Here is a 19,126-nt window from a genome sequence, read left to right on the forward strand (position 1 = left end):
CGTGAGCCAACCCAGATTTGTTGCGATACAGAGCTTTTCATACGTATCCGTTAATTCTTGGTAACCACCGGTATTTCCGCGTGGGATGTTTTGCCTGCACAGCACCCTAATTCGCACCCTACGGGGTAGGCGCGAAGATTTGGGTTCTCTATGTGTCCGCCACGCTTCCTTGACGGGTTCAGAAATCGATAAATACTCTCGCCCACAGCAATTGGATGTTGTTTTACCGCAGCGGACCATAAGTCGACTTGTGTCGCGCTGTCGTGCAACGTCTTTCAACCACGTATCAGTGACAACGGTGTCAGCACACTGACCGGGCCCGCGACGACGCCTGCCCGGATGCCCACCCCACCCCGGACGGGAGCACGAGATGCAGCAAACGATTCCATTAAGAGACAGAGCCGAGGCGGTGTTGCGGTACGACCTGCCCGCCTCGCTCGTGGTGTTCCTGGTCGCGCTCCCGCTGTCGCTGGGCATCGCGGTCGCTTCAGGCGCACCGGTGCTCGCCGGCATCATCGCCGCGATCGTCGGCGGCATCGTCGCGGGCGCGCTGGGCGGGTCCCCGCTTCAGGTCAGTGGACCCGCCGCCGGGTTGACCGTCGTCGTCGCGGGACTGGTGTCGCAGTTCGGCTGGGCCGTCACGTGCGCGATCACCGTGTGTGCGGGCGTGCTGCAGGTGCTGTTCGGCCTCAGCCGGGTGGCGCGTGCCGCGCTGGCGATCTCGCCCGTCGTCGTGCACGCGATGCTGGCCGGCATCGGCATCACCATCGCGCTGCAGCAGGTGCACGTCCTGCTGGGCGGTAGCTCCAACAGCTCGGCGTGGGCGAACGTCACCGAGCTGCCCGGTCAGCTGATGTCCGCGCACGGTCCGGGGCTGTTCCTCGGCGTGCTGGTCATCGCCATTCTGGTGGGCTGGAAACGGATGCCCGCGGCGGTACGCAAGGTCCCCGGCCCGCTGGTCGCCATCGTCGGCGTGACGGCGCTGAGCGTGCTGTTGCCGTTCAGCTCCATCCAGAACGTGCCCCGCATCCAGCTCGACGGGTCGCTGATCGACGCCATCGCGCTGCCGAGCCTGCCCGACGGCAACTGGGGCGCGTTCGCCGCGGGTGTGCTGACCGTGGCGCTCATCGCAAGCGTCGAAAGCCTGCTGTGCGCGGTGGCCGTCGACCGCATGCATACCGGACCGCGAACGAACTTCGACCGCGAGATGCTCGGCCAGGGTACGGCCAACATGATCTCCGGCGCGGTCGGCGGCCTGCCCGTCACCGGCGTCATCGTGCGCAGCTCGTCCAACGTCGCCGCGGGTGCCCGCACCCGGGCGTCGGCGATCATGCACGGCGTCTGGGTCCTGGTATTCGCGTTGCCGTTCGCCGGGCTGGCCCAGTTGATCCCGACCGCGGCCCTGGCCGGCCTGCTGATCGTCATCGGCTGCGAACTGGTCAAGCGCGCGCACATCGAAACCGCCCGGCGTACCGGCGATTTGGTGGTGTACGTGGTGACGGTCCTTGGCGTCGTGTTCCTCAACCTGCTGGAGGGTGTGCTGATCGGGCTTGCCCTGGCGATCGCGCTGACCGTGTGGCGCGTGGTGCGGGCCAAGATTCACGCCGAGCCCGTCAGCGAGAACACCTGGCGCGTCGTCGTCGAAGGCTCGTGCACGTTCCTGTCGCTGCCCAAGCTGACCAGCGCGCTGGCCACCGTGCCCACGGGCGCCAACGTCACCGTCGAGCTGTGCGTGGACTTCATCGACCACGCCGCACACCAGGCGATCGACGAATGGCAGCGCCAGCACGTGGCCACCGGCGGCACGGTCGACATCCATGACGTCGGCGCGGTCGAGATGGCCAGTGCTGTTGCGGGACCGCCGATCCGGGCATTCACGCCGTTCGACAAGCGGTCCGGTGTGGTGCCGTGGAGCTCGTGGCAGCAGCAGGAGAACTCGACGTCGGTGCTGGACGGGCTGGCGACCTACCATCGCCGCACCGCGCCGGTACTGCGTCCGCACATGAAGGAGCTCGAGCACGCCCAGCGGCCGGAGACGTTGTTCATCACGTGCACCGATTCGCGCATCGTGCCCAACGTCATCACCAGCAGCGGCCCCGGCGACCTGTTCACCGTCCGCAACGTCGGCAACATGATCCCGGCCGGCCAGACCGACGCTTCCATGGAGGCCGCGATCGCGTTCGCGGTCGACCGGCTTCATGTCAGCTCTATCGTGGTCTGTGGGCACTCCAGCTGCGGAGCGATGAATGCACTGTTGGGCAACATGCAACCTCGCGGTACGAGTGACGAGTATCTGAAAACCTGGCTGGCCGAGGGCAATCCGACGCTGGAGGCCTTCGATGACGGGCGGCACCCGGTCGCTCGGTCGGCTGCGGCAGCCGGGTTCGGGTTGGTGGACCAGTTGTCGATGGTCAACATCGCGGTCCAGGTGCAGACCCTGCGCGAACACCCACTGGCCCAAGGGGTCAACGTGATCGGGCTGTTCTACGACATCCCCAGCGCGGGCGTCCTGCGGGTGACCCCGACCTACGTCGAAACCCTGGCCGACGCCGCGTAGCGGGTCCGCTCGGGTCCCCTTGCACCGCGAGCGACCGTGTTTGTACAGCGACACTCCGTGAATCGCGTACAAACCCGGTCGCTCGCGCAGTGCCGTCAGGACTCCGGACGCCAGTCGAACGGGAAGTGCTTGCTCGACCCGCCGCGATACTCATGCGAGAAGTCGAAACCGACAGCCTCGTCCTTCTTGACCACGCCCCACGTGGCCACCTGACCCGGGCCCACCTCGGCGCCCGGAGCGTTGACCGTCGTCACCCGCTTGTTCGGATCAGCCGTCGGCCCGGTCAGGGCCTCCACGCGAACATCGACCTTGCCCGGGATCTCGGCTCGCCAATACGCCAGGTCCTCAGCCGCATCGAATGTGATGGGGGCATACTCGATGCCCCGCAATTCACCGATGAGACTGCCGAACTCGCCGGGCCAGCCACCCTCATACCCGGTGAAGATCTGCTCGAGCGCATGGCGCTGGTCCGTATCAGCCTTGTCGTCGATGTAGAACATCAGCGACATCGTGGCGTCCGGGTCGCCGACCCACATGTTGCCCTTGAACTCGCCGATCGCGACCACGCCGAGATCGCTGAGATCCGTTGCGCCGTAGTGGCCCTCGTGGATCTTCCAGACGAGCGTGAACAGGCAGTCGCCATGCGTGGGCTCCTGGGCAAAGCTGCATGGGCAAGGCAACTTGCAGCTGCACACATCGAACCATTCGCCCCGCAGAGACCAGTCCGTCGTGGTCGTCACCGTCATCGCTCGCTCCTCTCGTATATACCCCTAGGGGGTATCTGACGAAAGCGACGCTACACGGGTCCGGCGATGGGCACAAGTACCCCCAGGGGGTATCTATCGGGGGCATCGAGGGCGCTGGAACGGCACGAGCGACCGCGTAGGTACGCAGATCACGGTGTGTCGGCGTACAAACACGGTCGCTCGCGGTGCAAAGAAGCAAGAGAGGTTAGAGGCCGCGGCCCGCCATGTCCTCGAGGCGGCGGATGCGGTCGGCGATCGGCGGGTGGGTCGAGAACAGCTTGCCGATGCGCTCGCCGGCGCGGAACGGGCTCGCAATCATCAGATGCGCCTGGTCGGCGAGCTGGGGCTGTGGCGGCAGCGGCGCGGCCTCTACCCCACCGGAGATCTTGCGCAGTGCCGAGGCAAGCGCGAGCGGGTCGCCGGTCAGCTCGGCACCGGACTGGTCGGCCTGGTATTCGCGCGACCGTGACACCGCGAGCTTGACGACCGTGGCCGCGATCGGGCCGAGGAACGAAACCAGCAGCATCGCAAGAGGATTGCCGCCCTCGCGGTTGCCGCCGAACATGCTCGCGAACATCGCCATGTTGGCGAGGGCCGTGATCACCGACGCCATCGCGCCTGCCACACACGAGATGAGGATGTCGCGGTTGTAGACGTGGGAAAGCTCATGGCCCAGCACCGCACGCAGTTCGCGCTCGTTGAGGAGTTGCAGGATGCCGGTCGTACAGCACACCGCGGCGTTGCGCGGATTGCGGCCGGTGGCGAACGCATTGGGGTTGGCGGTGTCGGAGATGTAGAGGCGTGGCATCGGCTGATGCGCGGTGGTGGCCAACTCGCGGACGATCCGATAGATCTCGGGCGCCTGGACTTCGGTGATCGGCTGGGCGTGCATGGCCCGCAGCGCCAGCTTGTCGCTGTTGAAGTAGACGTAGACGTTCATGCCGACGGCGAACAGCACCGCCAGGCCAAGGATCGCGCGGCTCTGGAACAGCGCACCGATGAACACAATCAGCGCCGACATGCCCACCAGGAGCAGGAATGTCTTGAGCCTGTTCGCGTGCGGATTCCAGGTCATCGGAGTTCCTCGCTTTACAAACTAGGAAAGTTGACGCCGATTCAACGCTCAGCAACCCTCCTGGGTTCCGCATCAGCCGTGGCGGTTGACCGTGTAGTCCACCAGGGACGCGAGTGCGTGGCGACCCGGCCCCTCGGGCAAGTTGGCCAGTTCCTCGCGCGCCTGGGCCGCGTAGGAGGCGACGGTCTCCTTGGCCCGCGCCATGCCCGGCGACCCGCGCAACAGGCTCAGCGCCTCGGCCACGTCCTCGTCGCGCTCAACCGGCCCGGCCAGCAGTTCGCGCAGCCGGTCGGCCTCCGGCCCGGTCTCCCGAAGCGCGTACAGCACCGGCAGCGTGTGCACGCCTTCCCGCAGGTCAGTGCCCGGAACCTTGCCCGACTCGTCGGGGTCGCTGTCGATGTCGATGATGTCGTCGGAGATCTGGAACGCCGTGCCGACGATGCCGCCGAGCCGGCTCAGCCGCTCGATCTGCTCATCGTCGGAGCCCGAGAACGTCGCGCCGAAGCGGCCCGACGCCGCGATCAGGCAGGCCGTCTTCTCGTAGACCACCTTGAGGTAGTGGTCGATCGAGTCGACGTGGTCGGCCGCGCCCCGCGTCTCGCGCATCTGGCCGGTGACCAATTGCGCGAATGTGTCAGCAATCACACGCACGGCGTCCGGGCCGAGCCGCGACACGAGCCGCGACGCGGTCGCGAACAGATAGTCGCCGGCGAGGATCGCGATGTTGTTGCCCCACCGGGCGTTGGCGCTCGGGGCGCCGCGGCGCACCTGCGCCTCGTCCATCACGTCGTCGTGGTAAAGCGTCGCGAGATGCACGAGCTCGATCACCGAGCCGGCCACCGTGACCTGCCAGGCATCGGGCTGCGGCCCGAGCTGCGCGGACAGCACCGTGAACAACGGGCGGAACCGTTTGCCACCGGCCTGGAACAGATGCTGGACGGCTTCGGCCATCAACTCGTCGGCTTTGCCCAGTTCTTCCGACATCATGTCTTCGATCCGGGCCACACCGTCGCGGACATCGGCGGCGAATGCCGCATCGCCGAAGTCAACGCCTGCCACCACGGTCGCTGGTGTCCTCACCCTGCCAACATACTGGGAAGCGTGAGCACCAATGCGGATGTGGTCGTCGTAGGAGCCGGACCAGCGGGTTCGGCAGCCGCCGCGTGGGCGGCGCGCGCCGGCCGCGACGTGCTTGTGATCGACGCCGCGCAATTCCCCCGCGACAAGGCGTGCGGTGACGGGTTGACGCCGCGCGCGGTCGCCGAGCTCGAACGGCTCGGGATGGGGCCGTGGCTCGACACCCGCATCCGGCACCGCGGTCTGCGGATGTCGGGTTTCGGCGCGGACGTCGAAGTGCCGTGGCCGGGCCCGTCGTTCCCGTCGACCGGGAGCGCGGTGCCGCGCACCGAGCTTGACGACCGGATCCGCTCGGTTGCCGCCGACGACGGCGCAAAGATGCTTCTCGGCGTCAAAGCAGTTGGGGTACAGCACGATTCACAAGGGCGCGTGGACACCGTGTTGCTCGACGACGGCAGCTCGGTGAGCTGCACCGAGTTGATCGTGGCAGACGGGGCCCGCTCGACGCTCGGCCGCGTCCTCGGCCGAGCGTGGCACAAGGAAACCGTCTACGGCGTGGCCATCCGCGGCTACATCGCCACGCCGCGCGCGAACGAACCGTGGATCACGTCGCACCTCGAACTGCGCTCCCCCGAGGGCAAGGTGCTGCCGGGCTACGGCTGGATCTTCCCGCTCGGCAACGGCGAGGTGAACATCGGCGTCGGCGCGCTGGCGACCTCGAAACGGCCTGCCGACGCGGCACTTCGCCCCCTGATGTCCTACTACGCCGGCCTGCGCCGCGAGGAGTGGGGTTTCACCGGTGAGCCGCGGGCTGGGCTGTCGGCGCTGCTGCCGATGGGTGGCGCGGTGTCCGGAGTGGCCGGGCCGAACTGGATGCTCATCGGCGATGCCGCGGCATGCGTCAACCCGCTCAACGGCGAGGGCATCGACTACGGGCTGGAGACCGGGCGGCTGGCCGCCGAACTTCTGGGCTCCGGAGATCTGTCGCGCGCGTGGCCCGCCCTGCTGACCGAGCACTACGCACGCGGGTTCTCGGTGGCGCGGCGATTGGCGCTTCTCCTCACCCTGCCGCGGTTCCTGCCATTGACGGGGCCGGTTGCCATGCGGTCGACGACGTTGATGCGGATCGCCGTGCGGGTGATGGGCAATCTGGTGACCGACGAAGACGCCGACGCGATCGCCCGAGTGTGGCGGACCGCCGGCCTCGCGTCGCGACGGCTGGATCAGCGCAAGCCGTTCAGCTGAGGCGGGTGAAGGCGCTAGCGGCCGCGGTTGAGCATCCAGATCCGCGTCGAGAGCGCGGTCGCGAACGCACACCACAGCGGATAGGGCGCGAGCACCGCCGCCCGCGGGCCTTGGGCCTGAACCGCCCGGCGCGTGAGGTCGGCGCTGCTGACGGTGAGCGCAGCCGCGGCCACCGCCGCCGCGCCCAACCGCCGCTGCGAGAAGAAGATCCACGACCAGCCGGCATTCATGACGAGGTTGGCGCCAAGCGCCGCGGTGAACGCCCGCGCTTGATCACTCCGGTTCTCGGCACGCATCTTCTCCAGCGTCGAGGCCGAGACCGCCGCGATGTCGGTGTAGAGAATCGGCCAGACGATCGGGAACGCCTGCCGCGGCGGCTGAAACGACGGCTTGCGCAGTGCGGCGTACCACGACGACTCCGCCGGGCGGCTCGCCAAACCACCGACCAGCGCGGTGGCGAGCGCTGCGGATGCGGTCTTAACCAGTGTGTTCGGTCGCATGAAGTACTTGTTACCCGAATTCGCGCCCGGCACACCCGCGCGCGGCCTAACGTGTCAATTCGTGAATCCGAACCGGTACCGCCCCGGCAGTCAATTCATCGGTCGCGTCGGCGGGTTGGCAGTTGCGCTCGGCATTGGAATCGCGGTGGCCAACAGTCCGGGTATCGCGTCTGCCGAAACCGGAGAATCGACTTCGTCAGAGTCGTCGGAAAGCTCGGCCGGGCCGTCGGTCAAGTCCGCGGAGAAGGCGAAACCGGCGAAGCCGAAGAAGAACTCCATTCGGGACGCGATCAAACGCTCCGCGCAGCGGGATTCGTCAGCGTCACGTTCGGCCGACGGCGAAAAGGTGTCGTCCGCAACGGATTCGAATACTACGGACCGCCCCCAACGAACGAAGCCCCGGCGCACCGAGCGGCCGGCCGCGAAAGTGCTGTCCACGCTTGGCCTGTCGGCAGAGGCGAACAAGAATCCGGTCGAGCCGCCGCCAACACCGGCCGAGTGGGTCAAGGCCGCGATCGTGCGTCGTGAGATCGGGCATGACGCCGGCCCCGCCAAGACCGTGAAGACCGCGCCGGCAACGACTGTCGCAGCGCAGACTGTATCCGTGTCCACCGAGGACAGCCCGCTCAAGACGCCGGAGCAGTTGGTAGCCGAGCAGGTCGCCGCCAGGACCGTGAAGACCCTGCCGGTGCGGCTCATGAAAGTCGTTCTGAAAGCCGGGTTCCTGGTGGCCGGCCACCAACAGTTCCCGGGCGGTCCCGACGCTGACAACCTCGCCGCGCTGGACAACGCCGTCGACGAATTCGTTTTGGCCGCAGCGTTTCAGCAGCAACTGCTCAACCCGATGAATCCGAAGTTCGTCACGCAGGTCGCGCCACCGCACACGTGGAACGGCCAGAGTGCGGGCGGTACGCGGATCCTCTACGACAATCCCGACACCATCTACCGCTTCACCGGGGTCAGCGCATCGTCGGAGTACGTCATCAGGGGCCAGTTCTACGACGTCGACGGCGACGGGGACTTCCGCGACGACATGCCGGCCGATACGAGCTTCAGCGTGCTGGAGGGCACGGCCGGGACGACATCGCAACTGCTCACGGTCGACGACGAATTCGAGATCGACGACGACGGCACGTTCGAGATCACGGTGAGCGCCGAACCCGCCGACGGTCGGCCGAACCACCTGCAGCTAACTCCGGGCTCCACCATCATCGCGTCCCGAAACACGTTGGGCGACTGGAACGCCGAGAAGCCGATGGGCCTGGAGATCCAACGCGTCGGCGGCCCGCCCGACAGCCTGTTCGCTCAGCTGGGCGGCTTCACGTTCCTCGGCTCGGTGGTGAATCAGAGCCCGGTGCTGACGTCGATCGTGTCGGCCATCCCGCCGCTGCCGAACATGCCGCCCGCGGTGCGTGGCACGGTCACGGCGCTGATCCTGATCGTGCGAGGCGCCAACGAGCAGGCCAAGTACATGGAGTTGGCGACCGCGGGCGATCCCAACGTGATGAGTGAGCCGGCCAGCAACGCGGAGTTCCTGGCGAACCAGAAGCAGAGCAACGGCCAGTTCCAGCTCGACGACGACGAAGCCTTGGTGCTGACGATCGATCCGGGCGACGCGGGCTACTTCGTCGTACCGACCTACAACGACTGGACCATCACCGACAACTACTGGGACCAGCCGACCAGCCTCAACAACGACCAGATGACGGCGAACCCGGACGGCACCTATACCGTCGTCATCTCGCCGACCGATCCTGGTGCGGCGAACTGGGTTTCGACGGGCGGCCTGAACCAGGGTCTGATCTCGATCCGATTCCAGAACCTCGGCGGCGATCCGAACAACGCGCCGCGGATCGTCAGTCAGCAGGTCGTGTCGCATGACGAGTTGGACGACCTACCGAACGTGGAGTTCGTGACACCCGAGGAGCGCGAGCAGCAGCTCACGGAGCGCAGGGCCGGCTTCGACAAGCGGTGGGTGTAGAACTCGCGCATCGACTGCACAGCATCACCCGACGTAGCGCAGCACTCCGAGAATCCCCTGCTCGTCGTTTTCGCCTGGGACACTCACACATTCGGCCAACGCCTCGCGCACGGAATCGGCGCACATCTCCGTGCCGATGAACACCAGCGCCGTGCGGTGTGGCTCGCCGCTCCCCCACCGCTGCTTTTCGAACCGCAACGACGAGCCGACCAGCTGCATGACGAACTTGCGGCCCGATCCGGCGGCGCCGAAGTCGACGAAGCCTTTCGCCCGGTAGAGACCCGCGGGCCGGTTCTGCAGGAACGCCATGAACCGGCGCGGGTCGAGCGGAGTCTCTGAGATGAGCTCGACGCTCTGAAACGCGGCGTGCTCGTGCTCGTGGTGATCGTGGTCCGCCCACAGCATTTCGTCGAGACTCAGCTGCCCGGCACGCGGTGCCTGCTCAGACGGGTCGATCAACAGAGCCGGGTCCAGCCGGCCGAACTCGGTCGGCACGATGGGCACGCGCGGGCTGAGCGTGGCCACTTTCGCCCTCACGGCCGCGAGCTCGTCGGCGCTCACCTGGTCGGCCTTGTTGAGCACGACGAGATCGGCGACCCGCACGCTGTGCCCGAGATCGCCCCGCGCGGATTCCACGGCGTCGACCACGAGCACGAGCCCGGCGTAGTGATAGCGCTTGTCGTCGGCGGTGGCGATCGTGCGCGCGAGCGCGGCGGGCTCGGCCAGGCCACTGGCTTCCACGACGATGAGGTCCAGACGTGGCTTGACCGCGGCGAGCTTGCCGAGCATCTCACCGGCTTCCTCGGCGTCGACCGCACAGCAGATGCAACCGTTGGAGAGCGACGCCATCGCGTCGACCTGGCCGGCCACGAGCATGGCGTCGATGTTGACGGCGCCGAAGTCGTTCACCAGAGCGCCGATGCGCACGCCGCGGCTGTTCCGCAACAGATGGTTGAGCAACGTCGTCTTGCCGGCGCCGAGGTAGCCCGCGATCGCCAACACAGGTACCGATTTCACCCGGCCATCCTAAAGTTGTTGGGAATTGTTTTCAGTAAGCGGGTTCACATTGAGCCGCTTGCAGATGCCAGTGAGTGTTCACATCGCCGTTCAGGCCATCGTCTTGCGCTGGAGGAGGTTGCCGCACAGTCCCTTTCATTGGACGCGACCGTTGCGCCCGCCTATGCGCGACATTGTCGCTGAGATCGCCAACCTGGCACCGCCTGTCACGCAGGCACCAACTTTGCGATTCACATCTGACTCCGGCATCGCATTGGCAACAGTCGCAACAGTTTTCGGGTTGCCCGCCTATCAGCGACAAAGTCGCTCGCAATCGGGCAGCTCAGATCGTGAGACTCACGTGGCTGATGAGCGTGGTGGGCTTGATGTGATTCGCCGCTTGGTGACGAAGGGACAAATGTTGCGCCAGAGGCGTTTTCAGCGACATTGTCGCTCATAGGCGGGCACAGGGATACCCCGCTCCCCGCGCCGACAATTACAACGGTTTCGTCGCCGCATGCAGCGCGACAATCCCGCCCGTCAGATTGCGCCAGCGCACCTGAGACCACCCGGCGTCGCCGATCTGACGTGCCAACTCGGTTTGCGTCGGCCAGGCCCGGATCGACTCGGCGAGGTACACGTAGGCGTCGGGATTGCTCGACACCGCGCTCGCCATCCGCGGCAGCGCCTGCATCAGGTACTCCTTGTAGAGCGTCGCGAACATGCGATTGGTCGGCGTGGAGAACTCACACACCACCAGGCGCCCACCCGGCCGTGTCACGCGGGCCATCTCGCGCAACCCCGCCACGTGGTCGACGACATTGCGCAGCCCGAAGCTGATCGTCACCGCATCGAACACGCCGTCGGCGAACGGGAGCCGCGTCGCGTCGGCACCCACCTTGGGCACCGGCCGGCCGGCACCGGCGGCCAACATGCCGACCGAGAAGTCCGCGGCGACGCACCACGCCCCTGACGTCGCGAGCTCGACCGTCGACACCGCAGTGCCTGCCGCCAGGTCGAGCACCTTGTCACCAGGTCCGATGCGCAACGCGGAGCGGGTCTCGCGGCGCCAGAACCGGTCCTGCCCGAGCGAGAGCACGGTGTTGGTCAGGTCGTAGCGCCGCGCCACGGCGTCGAACATCGACGCGACTTCGTGGGGGTTCTTCTCCAGGCTGGCTCGACTCACGTCGCCGACGCTACCTGTGAACTTCCGTAATCCGGGAATGGGGACAGCCGCAGGCCCGCTGTAGCCCGATATGAGTGCAAAAGTCTGGTTCATCACTGGTGCGTCACGCGGCTTCGGGCGGGAGTGGACGATCGCGGCCCTCGAACGCGGCGACAAGGTCGCCGCGACCGCCCGCGACACCTCGACCCTCACCGACCTGGCCGACAAATACGGCGATGCGCTGCTTGCGCTCAGACTCGACGTGAACGACCGCGAAGCCGACTTCGCCGCGGTCAAGCAGGCCCATGATCATTTCGGCCGCCTCGACATCGTCGTCAACAACGCCGGCTACGGACAGTTCGGGTTCATCGAGGAGCTGTCGGAGGCCGAGGCCCGCGAGCAGATCGAAACCAACGTGTTCGGCGCGCTGTGGATCACCCAGGCCGCGTTGCCGTACCTGCGCGCGCAGGGCAGCGGGCACATCATCCAGGTGTCGTCGATCGGGGGGATCACCGCGTTCCCGCTCGTGGGCATGTACCACGCGTCGAAGTGGGCGCTGGAGGGTTTCTCGCAGTCGCTGGCCCAGGAGGTCGCGCCGTTCGGCATCCATGTGACGCTGATCGAGCCGGGCGGGTTCGACACCGACTGGGCCGGATCGTCGGCCAAGCACGCCACGCCGCTGCCCGCGTACGACGAGGCCCGCGAAGCCGCCCAACGGGCCCGGGCCCAGCGCACCGCGAAGTCCGGTGATCCGAAAGCATCGGCCGCCGCGGTGCTCAAGATCGTCGATGCCGAGAATCCGCCGCTGCGGGTGTTCTTCGGCGAGCTGCCGCTGCAACTGGCCAAGGCCGACTACGAGAGCCGGCTGAAAACCTGGGAGGAATGGCAGCCGGTTTCGATCGAGGCACAAGGGTAGGCCGGGCGGCGTAGGTTAGGCGCCATGCCCACCATCACCACCTCTGACAACGTCGAGATCTTCTACAAGGACTGGGGTTCGGGCCAGCCCATCGTGTTCAGTCACGGCTGGCCGTTGTCGGCCGATGACTGGGACACGCAGATGCTGTTCTTCCTGCATCACGGCTACCGCGTGATCGCCCACGACCGGCGGGGACACGGCCGTTCGGAGCAGGTGGCCGACGGTCATGACATGGACCATTACGCGGACGATCTCGCCGCCGTCGTCGAACATCTCGATCTGCACGACGCGATTCACGTCGGGCATTCGACCGGCGGCGGCGAGCTGACGCATTACCTGGCCCGCCACGGTCAGGACCGGGCGGCCAAGGCCGTGCTGATCAGCTCGGTCCCGCCGTTGATGGTGCAGACCGACGCCAATCCCGGTGGCCTGCCCAAATCGGTGTTCGACGATCTGCAGGCGCAGCTCGCGGCGAACCGGTCGGAGTTCTACCGGAACCTGCCGTCAGGCCCGTTCTATGGGTTCAACCGGGACGGCGTCGAACCGTCGGAGGCGATCATCGCGAACTGGTGGCGCCAAGGCATGATGGGCGGCGCCAAAGCTCACTACGACGGCATCGTCGCGTTCTCGCAGACCGACTTCACCGAGGACCTCAAGAAGATCACGATTCCGTCGTTGGTGATGCACGGCGACGACGACCAGATCGTGCCGTACGCGAATTCCGGGCCGCTGTCGGCAAAACTGCTGCCCAACTCGACGCTCAAGACTTATCCGGGCTTCCCGCACGGCATGCCGACCACGCAGGCCGAGACCATCAACGCCGATCTTCTGGAGTTCATCCGCTCCTGAGGTCGTTTCACCCGGTAGCCGTCCGGGAAGCCTATGTGAATGCCCGAGAGCGTCACGCAGAAGTTGATCGGTTCCCATCTGGTGTCCGGGACGATGACACCCGGTGAAGAGATCGCCATCCACATCGATCAGACGCTGACGCAGGACGCCACCGGCACGTTGGTGATGCAGGAACTCGAGTCGCTGGGCCTGGACCGGGCCCGCACCGACGTGAGCGTGCAGTACGTCGACCACAACCTGTTGCAGACCGACGAGAAGAACGCCGAAGATCACGAGTACCTGCGTACCGCCGCGCAGCACTTCGGCCTGTGGTTCTCCAAGCCCGGCAACGGCGTATCGCATCCCACCCACATGCAGCGGTTCGGCGTGCCCGGCAAGACCATGGTGGGTTCGGACTCCCACACCCCGGCGGCCGGGTCGCTGGGGATGCTCGCGATCGGCGTCGGCGGCCTGGAAGTGGCGTTGGCCATCGCCGGTGAGCCATTGCATCTGCGGATGCCCGAGGTGTGGGGTATCCGCCTGGAAGGTGAACTCCCGGAATGGTGTTCGGCCAAGGACGTCATCCTGGAGATGTTGCGACGCCACGACGTCAAGGGCGGCGTCAACCGGATCATGGAGTACTACGGACCGGGACTCGCCGGGTTGTCGGCCATGGACCGGCACGTCATCGCGAACATGGGTGCCGAACTCGGTGCCACCACAACAGTGTTCCCGAGCGACGAAGCGGTGCGTGAGTTCCTCGAAGCCGAGGACCGCGGCGACGACTGGACCGAGCTGCTCGCCGACGACGGCGCCCGCTACGACATCGACGAAGTCATCGACCTGTCGCAACTCGAACCGCTGATCGCCAAGCCGTCGTCGCCGGGCAACGTGGTTCCGGTGTCCGAGGTGGCCGGTGAGCCGGTGGCACAGGTGGTCATCGGGTCCAGTGCCAATCCGGGGTTGCGCGACTTCGCGATCGCGGCGGCGATGGTGCGCGGCCACCAGACCTCACCCGAGGTCAGCTTCGATGTGAATCCCACCTCACGCGAAATCCTGACCGACCTCACGGAAATGGGTGCGACGACCGAACTGGTCATCAACGGCGCCCGGATCCATCAGGCCGGCTGCATGGGCTGCATCGGCATGGGGCAGGCCCCGGCGACGGGACGCAACTCGTTGCGCACGATGCCGCGAAACTTCCCCGGTCGGTCTGGCACCAAGGAGGATTCGGTGTGGCTGTGTTCGCCGGAAACCGCTGCGGCATCGGCGATCACGGGCGTCATCACCGACCCTCGGCAGTGGGCCCGTGACGAGGGCATCCCCTACCCCACGCTGAAGCTGCCGTCCCATCACAGCGTCAACACCGCCATGCTCGTCGCCCCGCCCGAACCCGAGCAGGCCCGCGATGTGGAAGTGGTCAAGGGGCCCAACATCTCCAGCCTGCCCGACCTCACCCCGCTGCCCGACGACATCGAGGCGCCCGTGCTGCTCAAGGTGGGCGACAACATCTCGACCGACGAGATCTCACCGGCAGGCGCGCGGGCGCTGCCGTTCCGGTCGAACATCCCGAAGCTCGCGATGTTCAGCTTCACCCAGGTCGACGAAAGCTATCCGGAGCGGGCACAGGCCGTGCCGGGCCACATGATCGTCGGCGGCGAGAATTACGGCCAGGGCTCGTCACGTGAACACGCTGCCATCGCGCCCCGCCACCTGGGGCTGCTCGTGGTGATCGCCAAGTCGTTCGCCCGCATCCACTGGCAAAACCTCGCCAATTTCGGTGTGCTGGCACTGGAATTCGCCGACGCCGCCGACTACGACACCGTGGCGCAGGACGATGTGCTGACCATCGCCGGTGTGCGCCAAGCGCTTTCGGACGGTCAGCCGATCACGGTCACCAACACCACGCAGAACACGTCGTTCGATGTGCGGCACCGGCTTTCACCGCGTCAGGTCCAGCACGTGCTCGCCGGTGGGCTGATCCCCTGGCTCGCGACCCAGCAGTAGATCAGGCCGCGCGCAGCCGGCGCTGGCCTTGCACGGCCTCGTAGTGGCCGATCAGCTCGTCACAGATCGCCGGCCAGGTGCGGCCGAGCACGCTGCGGCGGGCCGCCACGGAGTACCGCGACCGTTCGGCGATCAGATGCTCGACCGCGGCGGGCAGCGCGGCCTCGAATTCGGCGACGGGGAGTAGTAGCCCGGTCCGGTACGGCGACACCAGATCCCGGGGGCCGCCAGCGTCGGGGGCGATCACCGGCAGACCCGAGGCCATCGCCTCCTGCACTGCTTGGCAGAACGTCTCGTGCTCGCCGGGGTGAACGAACACGTCCATGCTGGCGTATGCCGCCGCGAGCGCCTCACCCCGTAGCTCGCCGGTGAAAACCGCTGACGGCAGCACGGATCCGAGCTTTTCCCGGTCGACACCGTCGCCGACCACCACGAGCTGCAGATCGTCACGACCGGCGAGCGCGGCCAACCGCTCGACATGCTTCTCCGGTGCGAGCCGTCCGACGAATCCGACGATCGGCCTGCCGTCGGGCGACCACGTCGCGCGCAGTTCCTGATCGCGGGCCGAGGGCGCGAAGCCGGTGATGTCGACGCCGCGTCCCCACTTGTACACGCGTGGGATCCGATGAGCGGCAAGGTTTTCCATCGCCGAGGTCGACGGCGCCAGGGTACGGTCGGCTTTGCTGTGGAGGCGGCGGGTCCACGCCCACGACGCCCGTGACAGCATGCCGATCCCGTAGCTCTCGGCGAAGCCGGCCACGTCGGTCTGGAACACCGCCACGGTCGGCACGCCCAGGTACCGGGCGGCGTGCACGCCACCCCAGCCCAGCAGCGCCGGCGACGCGAGGTGTACGACGTCGGGATCGAATCCGCGCAGAACGCTCACCATCCGCGGCCGGGGCACGCCCAGCGGCAACGAGGTGACTTTCGGGAACATGCGCGACGGCACGCGATGCACCCGCACACCGTCGTGCACGCGGTCGGCGGGCGGCTGGCCGCGTGGCGTATCCGGAGCAATGACGAGAACCTCATGACCCGTGCGGCGGAGATGCTCGATCACCCGAAGCACCGAGTTGGTGACGCCGTTGACATTCGGGAGGAACGACTCTGCGACGATTGCAACGCGCACGTCAAGATAGTCTCCCCGAGAACTGTCGAAGAGGTTGCCTGCGGGGATACGACACGCAAAAACCTGATGCCCGCGAACGGATCATGCAACCGGGCTAATGTTGCCGACATGCGGTTATCGCGCGGCCTCGGTGCGCTGCTGGCAGCGGCGATGTTGACCGCTGCCGGCTGCAGCCAGGTGGTCGACGGCTCCGCGCAGCCGGATCCGAACAAGCCGCCCAGCGAGATCACCGAGGACGGGTCCGGCATTCTCATCGGCTTCCCGGAGGCCACTGCCCGCATCGAGGTGTTCACCGAACCGCAGTGCCCGCACTGCGCGCAGCTGCAGCACGACTTCGGTGAGGAGATGGCCAGCTACGTCAACCTGGGCCAGCTCGCCATCACGTATCGCCCGATGACCTTTCTCGATGACGGCACCGACTATTCGGCCCGGGTGAGCAACGCGCTGTTCCTGGCCGCGGGCCCCGGCACGGACGGCGTCGCGTTCCAGGCTTTCGTCGAGGACCTGTGGGGTCACCAAGACCAGGGCGGGGACGGGCCATCCGACGAGGAACTGGCCGACATGGCGCGCGAAAGCGGGGTCGGCTCCGAGCAGGTGGCCAAGATCGCTGCCGGCGAGCAGGGCGTCGACGTGGTCGAGATGGCCGATCAGAACACCGGATTCCTCATGGATATCGACAGTTATGGCGGGACGCCGACGGTCTATGACCTCGCCGGCGACGAGAAGGTCGACATCTACGACAACAACTGGTTGTCGAAGCTCATGTCGAAGGCGAAGGGTTGAGCCGGCGCTGCACGACCGCCAGACCCATGAGCGCCGCGCCTGCGACCACCCAGCCCACGACCGCGATCGACCCGGCCGGGATGATCGCCAGTGACGCGTCGCGGTCGCGCACGCGCACCAGATCGGGATCGTTCTTGTCGTACTCGACGTAGATCCGCATGCCCGTGTCGAGTTCGGACGGGTACAGCACGCCGAGCTCGGGGCGATAGGTCACCCGATCGGGCGTCACGAATTCGATCGTCGAGCGTCGGGGCCCGGCACTGAGCACTTCGGCGGCCGCGACCCCCATGTTGCGCTCGATCTGGCGGTCGTTGCGCCACGCACCGAGAACCAGCAGCACCGACTGCAACGTCACCAGGCACGCCACGACCACGATCCCGATGCGGACGCGCCGGATGATGCGCTGGGACCGGGTCTCACCGGGCTCTCCGTACAGATGCGGAAGCAACGGCTGCGCGGCGGCCTTGAGCCGCTTGACGACCGCGGGCACCCTCACAGGGCTGCCTTGATCGACGCGTGCAGAGCACGCAGCGACGACCGGTCCGCCTTCACCTCCAGCACCCGCATGCCCTCGAACGGTTCGTTGAGCGCCGCGCTCAACGCGTCGACCTCGATCTGGCGGCTTTCGACGTGGTAAGCGCGGCACAGCGCACCCACGTCGACGTCGTGCGGGGTGCCGAAGACCCGCGACGACACGTCGGAGAACCGCGGGTCACCCTGTTCGAGCAGCTCGAAGATGCCTCCGCCGTTGTCGTTGGACACCACGATCGTCAGGCTGCGCGGCATCGGCTCGGTCGGCCCGATCAGCAGGCCCGAGCTGTCGTGCACGAACGTCAGGTCGCCGATCAACGCCACGGTCCGGCCGTCGTGTGCCAGGGCGGCGCCGATGGCCGTCGACACCGTGCCGTCGATCCCGGCCACCCCACGGTTGGAGCGCACCTTCACGCCCTGCGGGTTCAGCCCGACCAGCGCGGCATCGCGGACGGGATTGGACGCGCCGAGCACGAGCTGGTCACCCGGCCGCAGCGCGTCGGCAACCGCGGCCGCGACGTGCAGACCCGTGGTCAGGGGGTGAGCCTTGAGTTGATCGCGGACGGCCGCGACCGCGTGGCCGTTCACTTCGGCGCACCGGTGCAACCATGCCGCGCTCGGGGCGCCCGTTGTGACCGCCCGGGTGCCGGTGGCCTGGGAGTTTCCCGAGACATCGGGCCAACGCGGGCCGGTCGTGAGCGCGAACACCGGGACCGACGGATCGGCCAGCAGCGCCGACACCGGGCGGTGCAGCGTCGGCCGGCCCAACATGATCACCTGCTGCGGGTGCACAAGTCGCAACGCCATCGGATGCAGCGGGTTCGCGGCAGGCGGGGCGGTCGGCTCGGCGACGGTCGGCAGCTCGGCCAGGTTGGGATGCACACCGGCCCCGTGACCGGCGATCACGACGGTGTCCGGGGTGAGGTCGATGTCGAGCGGCTGATCGAACATCACGGGCGGCGTGTAGGTCCACGGCCTGCCGTCGGGGCGGCCCGGCGGAAACGACTTGTCCTCGGTGTCGGGCACCAAGGGCTCGCGCAACGGGATGTCGAACTGCACCGGACCGGCATTGGCGCTGCGTGAACCGGTGGCGGCCACGAGCACCCGGCACGTCGCCGAGCGCCATTGCGCGTTCAGCGTGTCCCACTTGTCGGGCGCATCTTCCGCGAGCCCGAGACTGATGTTCGCCCGCACCTGGGTTCCGAAGTAGCCGAGCTGCTCGAAGGTCTGGTTGGCGCCCGTGCCGAGAAGTTCGTAGGGCCGGTTGGCGCTGAGCACGATGAGCGGCACCCGCGCGTAGTTCGCCTCGACCACCGCGGGGCCCAGGTTTGCGACGGCCGTGCCCGAGGTCATGGCCACACACACCGGGGCGCGTTCGGCCACCGCGAGCCCGATCGCCAGATAGCCCGCGGTGCGCTCGTCAATTCGCACGTGCAGCCGGATCCGCCCGGCGCGATCGGCATCCGACAGCGCGAACGCCAGCGGTGCGTTACGCGAGCCGGGGCACAGCACGACGTCGCGGACGCCGCCACGAATGAGTTCGTCGACGACGACGCGGGCCTGTGCCGTCGATGGGTTCACCACTCCACC

The 19,126-nt window shown here is 67.1% G+C and carries 16 protein-coding genes; 7 read left to right on the forward strand and 9 right to left on the reverse strand.

Features of this window, described 5'->3' with window-relative positions:
- Positions 1-370: 370 nt before the first annotated feature.
- On the forward strand, positions 371-2,557 hold the full coding sequence (locus tag AWC31_RS27550; RefSeq protein ID WP_085147409.1) for a SulP family inorganic anion transporter: 2,187 nt from the start codon (positions 371-373) through the stop codon (positions 2,555-2,557).
- Between the two features lie 95 nt (positions 2,558-2,652).
- Here the strand turns inward: AWC31_RS27550 and AWC31_RS27555 are convergent, their stop codons facing one another.
- The 3 genes from AWC31_RS27555 to grcC1 all read right to left on the reverse strand — a co-directional run bounded on the left by AWC31_RS27555 (position 2,653) and on the right by grcC1 (position 5,458).
- Positions 2,653-3,303, reverse strand: coding sequence for a DUF1326 domain-containing protein (locus AWC31_RS27555; protein ID WP_085147411.1), 651 nt, complete (start codon positions 3,301-3,303; stop codon positions 2,653-2,655).
- 205 nt (positions 3,304-3,508) lie between these two features.
- Positions 3,509-4,378, reverse strand: a complete 870-nt coding sequence (gene htpX / locus AWC31_RS27560; protein WP_067859046.1) for a zinc metalloprotease HtpX — start codon at positions 4,376-4,378, stop codon at positions 3,509-3,511.
- Between the two features lie 72 nt (positions 4,379-4,450).
- Positions 4,451-5,458: a nonaprenyl/(2E,6E)-farnesyl/geranylgeranyl diphosphat synthase gene (gene grcC1 / locus AWC31_RS27565; protein ID WP_207626444.1), complete on the reverse strand. Its 1,008-nt coding sequence runs from the start codon at positions 5,456-5,458 to the stop codon at positions 4,451-4,453.
- 21 nt (positions 5,459-5,479) lie between these two features.
- Between grcC1 and menJ the strand changes: the two genes are divergently transcribed.
- Positions 5,480-6,700: a menaquinone reductase MenJ gene (menJ, locus tag AWC31_RS27570; RefSeq protein ID WP_067859052.1), complete on the forward strand. Its 1,221-nt coding sequence runs from the start codon at positions 5,480-5,482 to the stop codon at positions 6,698-6,700.
- 14 nt (positions 6,701-6,714) lie between these two features.
- Here the strand turns inward: menJ and AWC31_RS27575 are convergent, their stop codons facing one another.
- Complete coding sequence (locus AWC31_RS27575; protein ID WP_085147785.1) at positions 6,715-7,200, reverse strand: TspO/MBR family protein; 486 nt, start codon at positions 7,198-7,200, stop codon at positions 6,715-6,717.
- A 61-nt stretch (positions 7,201-7,261) separates the two neighbouring features.
- Here AWC31_RS27575 and AWC31_RS27580 point away from each other — a divergent pair, with 61 nt between their 5' ends.
- On the forward strand, positions 7,262-9,181 hold the full coding sequence (locus AWC31_RS27580) for a DUF1214 domain-containing protein (protein WP_234817019.1): 1,920 nt from the start codon (positions 7,262-7,264) through the stop codon (positions 9,179-9,181).
- A 24-nt stretch (positions 9,182-9,205) separates the two neighbouring features.
- Here the strand turns inward: AWC31_RS27580 and AWC31_RS27585 are convergent, their stop codons facing one another.
- Both AWC31_RS27585 and AWC31_RS27590 read right to left on the reverse strand, forming a co-directional pair.
- Positions 9,206-10,198 carry a CobW family GTP-binding protein gene (locus tag AWC31_RS27585; protein WP_234817020.1) on the reverse strand — a complete coding sequence of 331 codons (993 nt, stop codon included), beginning with the start codon at positions 10,196-10,198 and terminating at the stop codon, positions 9,206-9,208.
- 475 nt (positions 10,199-10,673) lie between these two features.
- Positions 10,674-11,363, reverse strand: coding sequence for a demethylmenaquinone methyltransferase (locus AWC31_RS27590; protein ID WP_085147419.1), 690 nt, complete (start codon positions 11,361-11,363; stop codon positions 10,674-10,676).
- A gap of 70 nt (positions 11,364-11,433) precedes the next feature.
- Here AWC31_RS27590 and AWC31_RS27595 point away from each other — a divergent pair, with 70 nt between their 5' ends.
- The 3 genes from AWC31_RS27595 to AWC31_RS27605 are packed head-to-tail and all read left to right on the forward strand — an operon-like array spanning position 11,434 to position 15,093.
- Positions 11,434-12,258 carry an SDR family oxidoreductase gene (locus AWC31_RS27595; protein WP_085147420.1) on the forward strand — a complete coding sequence of 275 codons (825 nt, stop codon included), beginning with the start codon at positions 11,434-11,436 and terminating at the stop codon, positions 12,256-12,258.
- A 24-nt stretch (positions 12,259-12,282) separates the two neighbouring features.
- Positions 12,283-13,107 carry an alpha/beta fold hydrolase gene (locus AWC31_RS27600; RefSeq protein ID WP_085147421.1) on the forward strand — a complete coding sequence of 275 codons (825 nt, stop codon included), beginning with the start codon at positions 12,283-12,285 and terminating at the stop codon, positions 13,105-13,107.
- A gap of 39 nt (positions 13,108-13,146) precedes the next feature.
- Positions 13,147-15,093, forward strand: a complete 1,947-nt coding sequence (locus AWC31_RS27605) for an aconitate hydratase (protein ID WP_085147422.1) — start codon at positions 13,147-13,149, stop codon at positions 15,091-15,093.
- Position 15,094: 1 nt separating this feature from the next.
- Here AWC31_RS27605 and AWC31_RS27610 read toward each other — a convergent pair whose 3' ends face one another.
- Entirely contained in the window at positions 15,095-16,222 is a 1,128-nt protein-coding gene (locus AWC31_RS27610; protein ID WP_085147423.1) for a glycosyltransferase family 4 protein, read from the reverse strand.
- Between the two features lie 108 nt (positions 16,223-16,330).
- On the opposite strand from AWC31_RS27610, the gene AWC31_RS27615 reads away from it, so the two are divergent.
- On the forward strand, positions 16,331-17,005 hold the full coding sequence (locus AWC31_RS27615) for a DsbA family protein (protein WP_067859077.1): 675 nt from the start codon (positions 16,331-16,333) through the stop codon (positions 17,003-17,005).
- Here the strand turns inward: AWC31_RS27615 and AWC31_RS27620 are convergent.
- The gene (locus AWC31_RS27620) at positions 16,983-17,501 is read right to left on the reverse strand and encodes a DUF3592 domain-containing protein (RefSeq protein ID WP_085147425.1); all 519 of its coding nucleotides are present in this window, start codon (positions 17,499-17,501) and stop codon (positions 16,983-16,985) included. The genes AWC31_RS27615 and AWC31_RS27620 overlap by 23 nt on opposite strands.
- Positions 17,498-19,117 (reverse strand): 2-succinyl-5-enolpyruvyl-6-hydroxy-3-cyclohexene-1-carboxylic-acid synthase, encoded by a 1,620-nt coding sequence (menD, locus tag AWC31_RS27625; RefSeq protein ID WP_085147787.1) that lies wholly within the window; start codon positions 19,115-19,117, stop codon positions 17,498-17,500. Before menD ends, AWC31_RS27620 begins: the two co-directional genes overlap by 4 nt.
- Positions 19,118-19,126 lie beyond the last annotated feature (9 nt).

Source organism: Mycolicibacterium wolinskyi (genome assembly GCF_002101965.1).
Classification (GTDB): domain Bacteria; phylum Actinomycetota; class Actinomycetes; order Mycobacteriales; family Mycobacteriaceae; genus Mycobacterium; species Mycobacterium wolinskyi.

What these genes read in the sequence shown, in the direction of transcription:
- AWC31_RS27550 (WP_085147409.1), top strand. Translation starts at nt 371, where the DNA reads ATGCAGCAAACGATTCCATTAAGAGACAGAGCCGAGGCGGTGTTGCGG.
- AWC31_RS27555 (WP_085147411.1), bottom strand. Translation starts at nt 3,303, where the DNA reads ATGACGGTGACGACCACGACGGACTGGTCTCTGCGGGGCGAATGGTTC.
- htpX (WP_067859046.1), bottom strand. Translation starts at nt 4,378, where the DNA reads ATGACCTGGAATCCGCACGCGAACAGGCTCAAGACATTCCTGCTCCTG.
- AWC31_RS27575 (WP_085147785.1), bottom strand. Translation starts at nt 7,200, where the DNA reads ATGCGACCGAACACACTGGTTAAGACCGCATCCGCAGCGCTCGCCACC.
- AWC31_RS27595 (WP_085147420.1), top strand. Translation starts at nt 11,434, where the DNA reads ATGAGTGCAAAAGTCTGGTTCATCACTGGTGCGTCACGCGGCTTCGGG.
- AWC31_RS27600 (WP_085147421.1), top strand. Translation starts at nt 12,283, where the DNA reads ATGCCCACCATCACCACCTCTGACAACGTCGAGATCTTCTACAAGGAC.
- AWC31_RS27605 (WP_085147422.1), top strand. Translation starts at nt 13,147, where the DNA reads ATGCCCGAGAGCGTCACGCAGAAGTTGATCGGTTCCCATCTGGTGTCC.
- AWC31_RS27615 (WP_067859077.1), top strand. Translation starts at nt 16,331, where the DNA reads ATGCGGTTATCGCGCGGCCTCGGTGCGCTGCTGGCAGCGGCGATGTTG.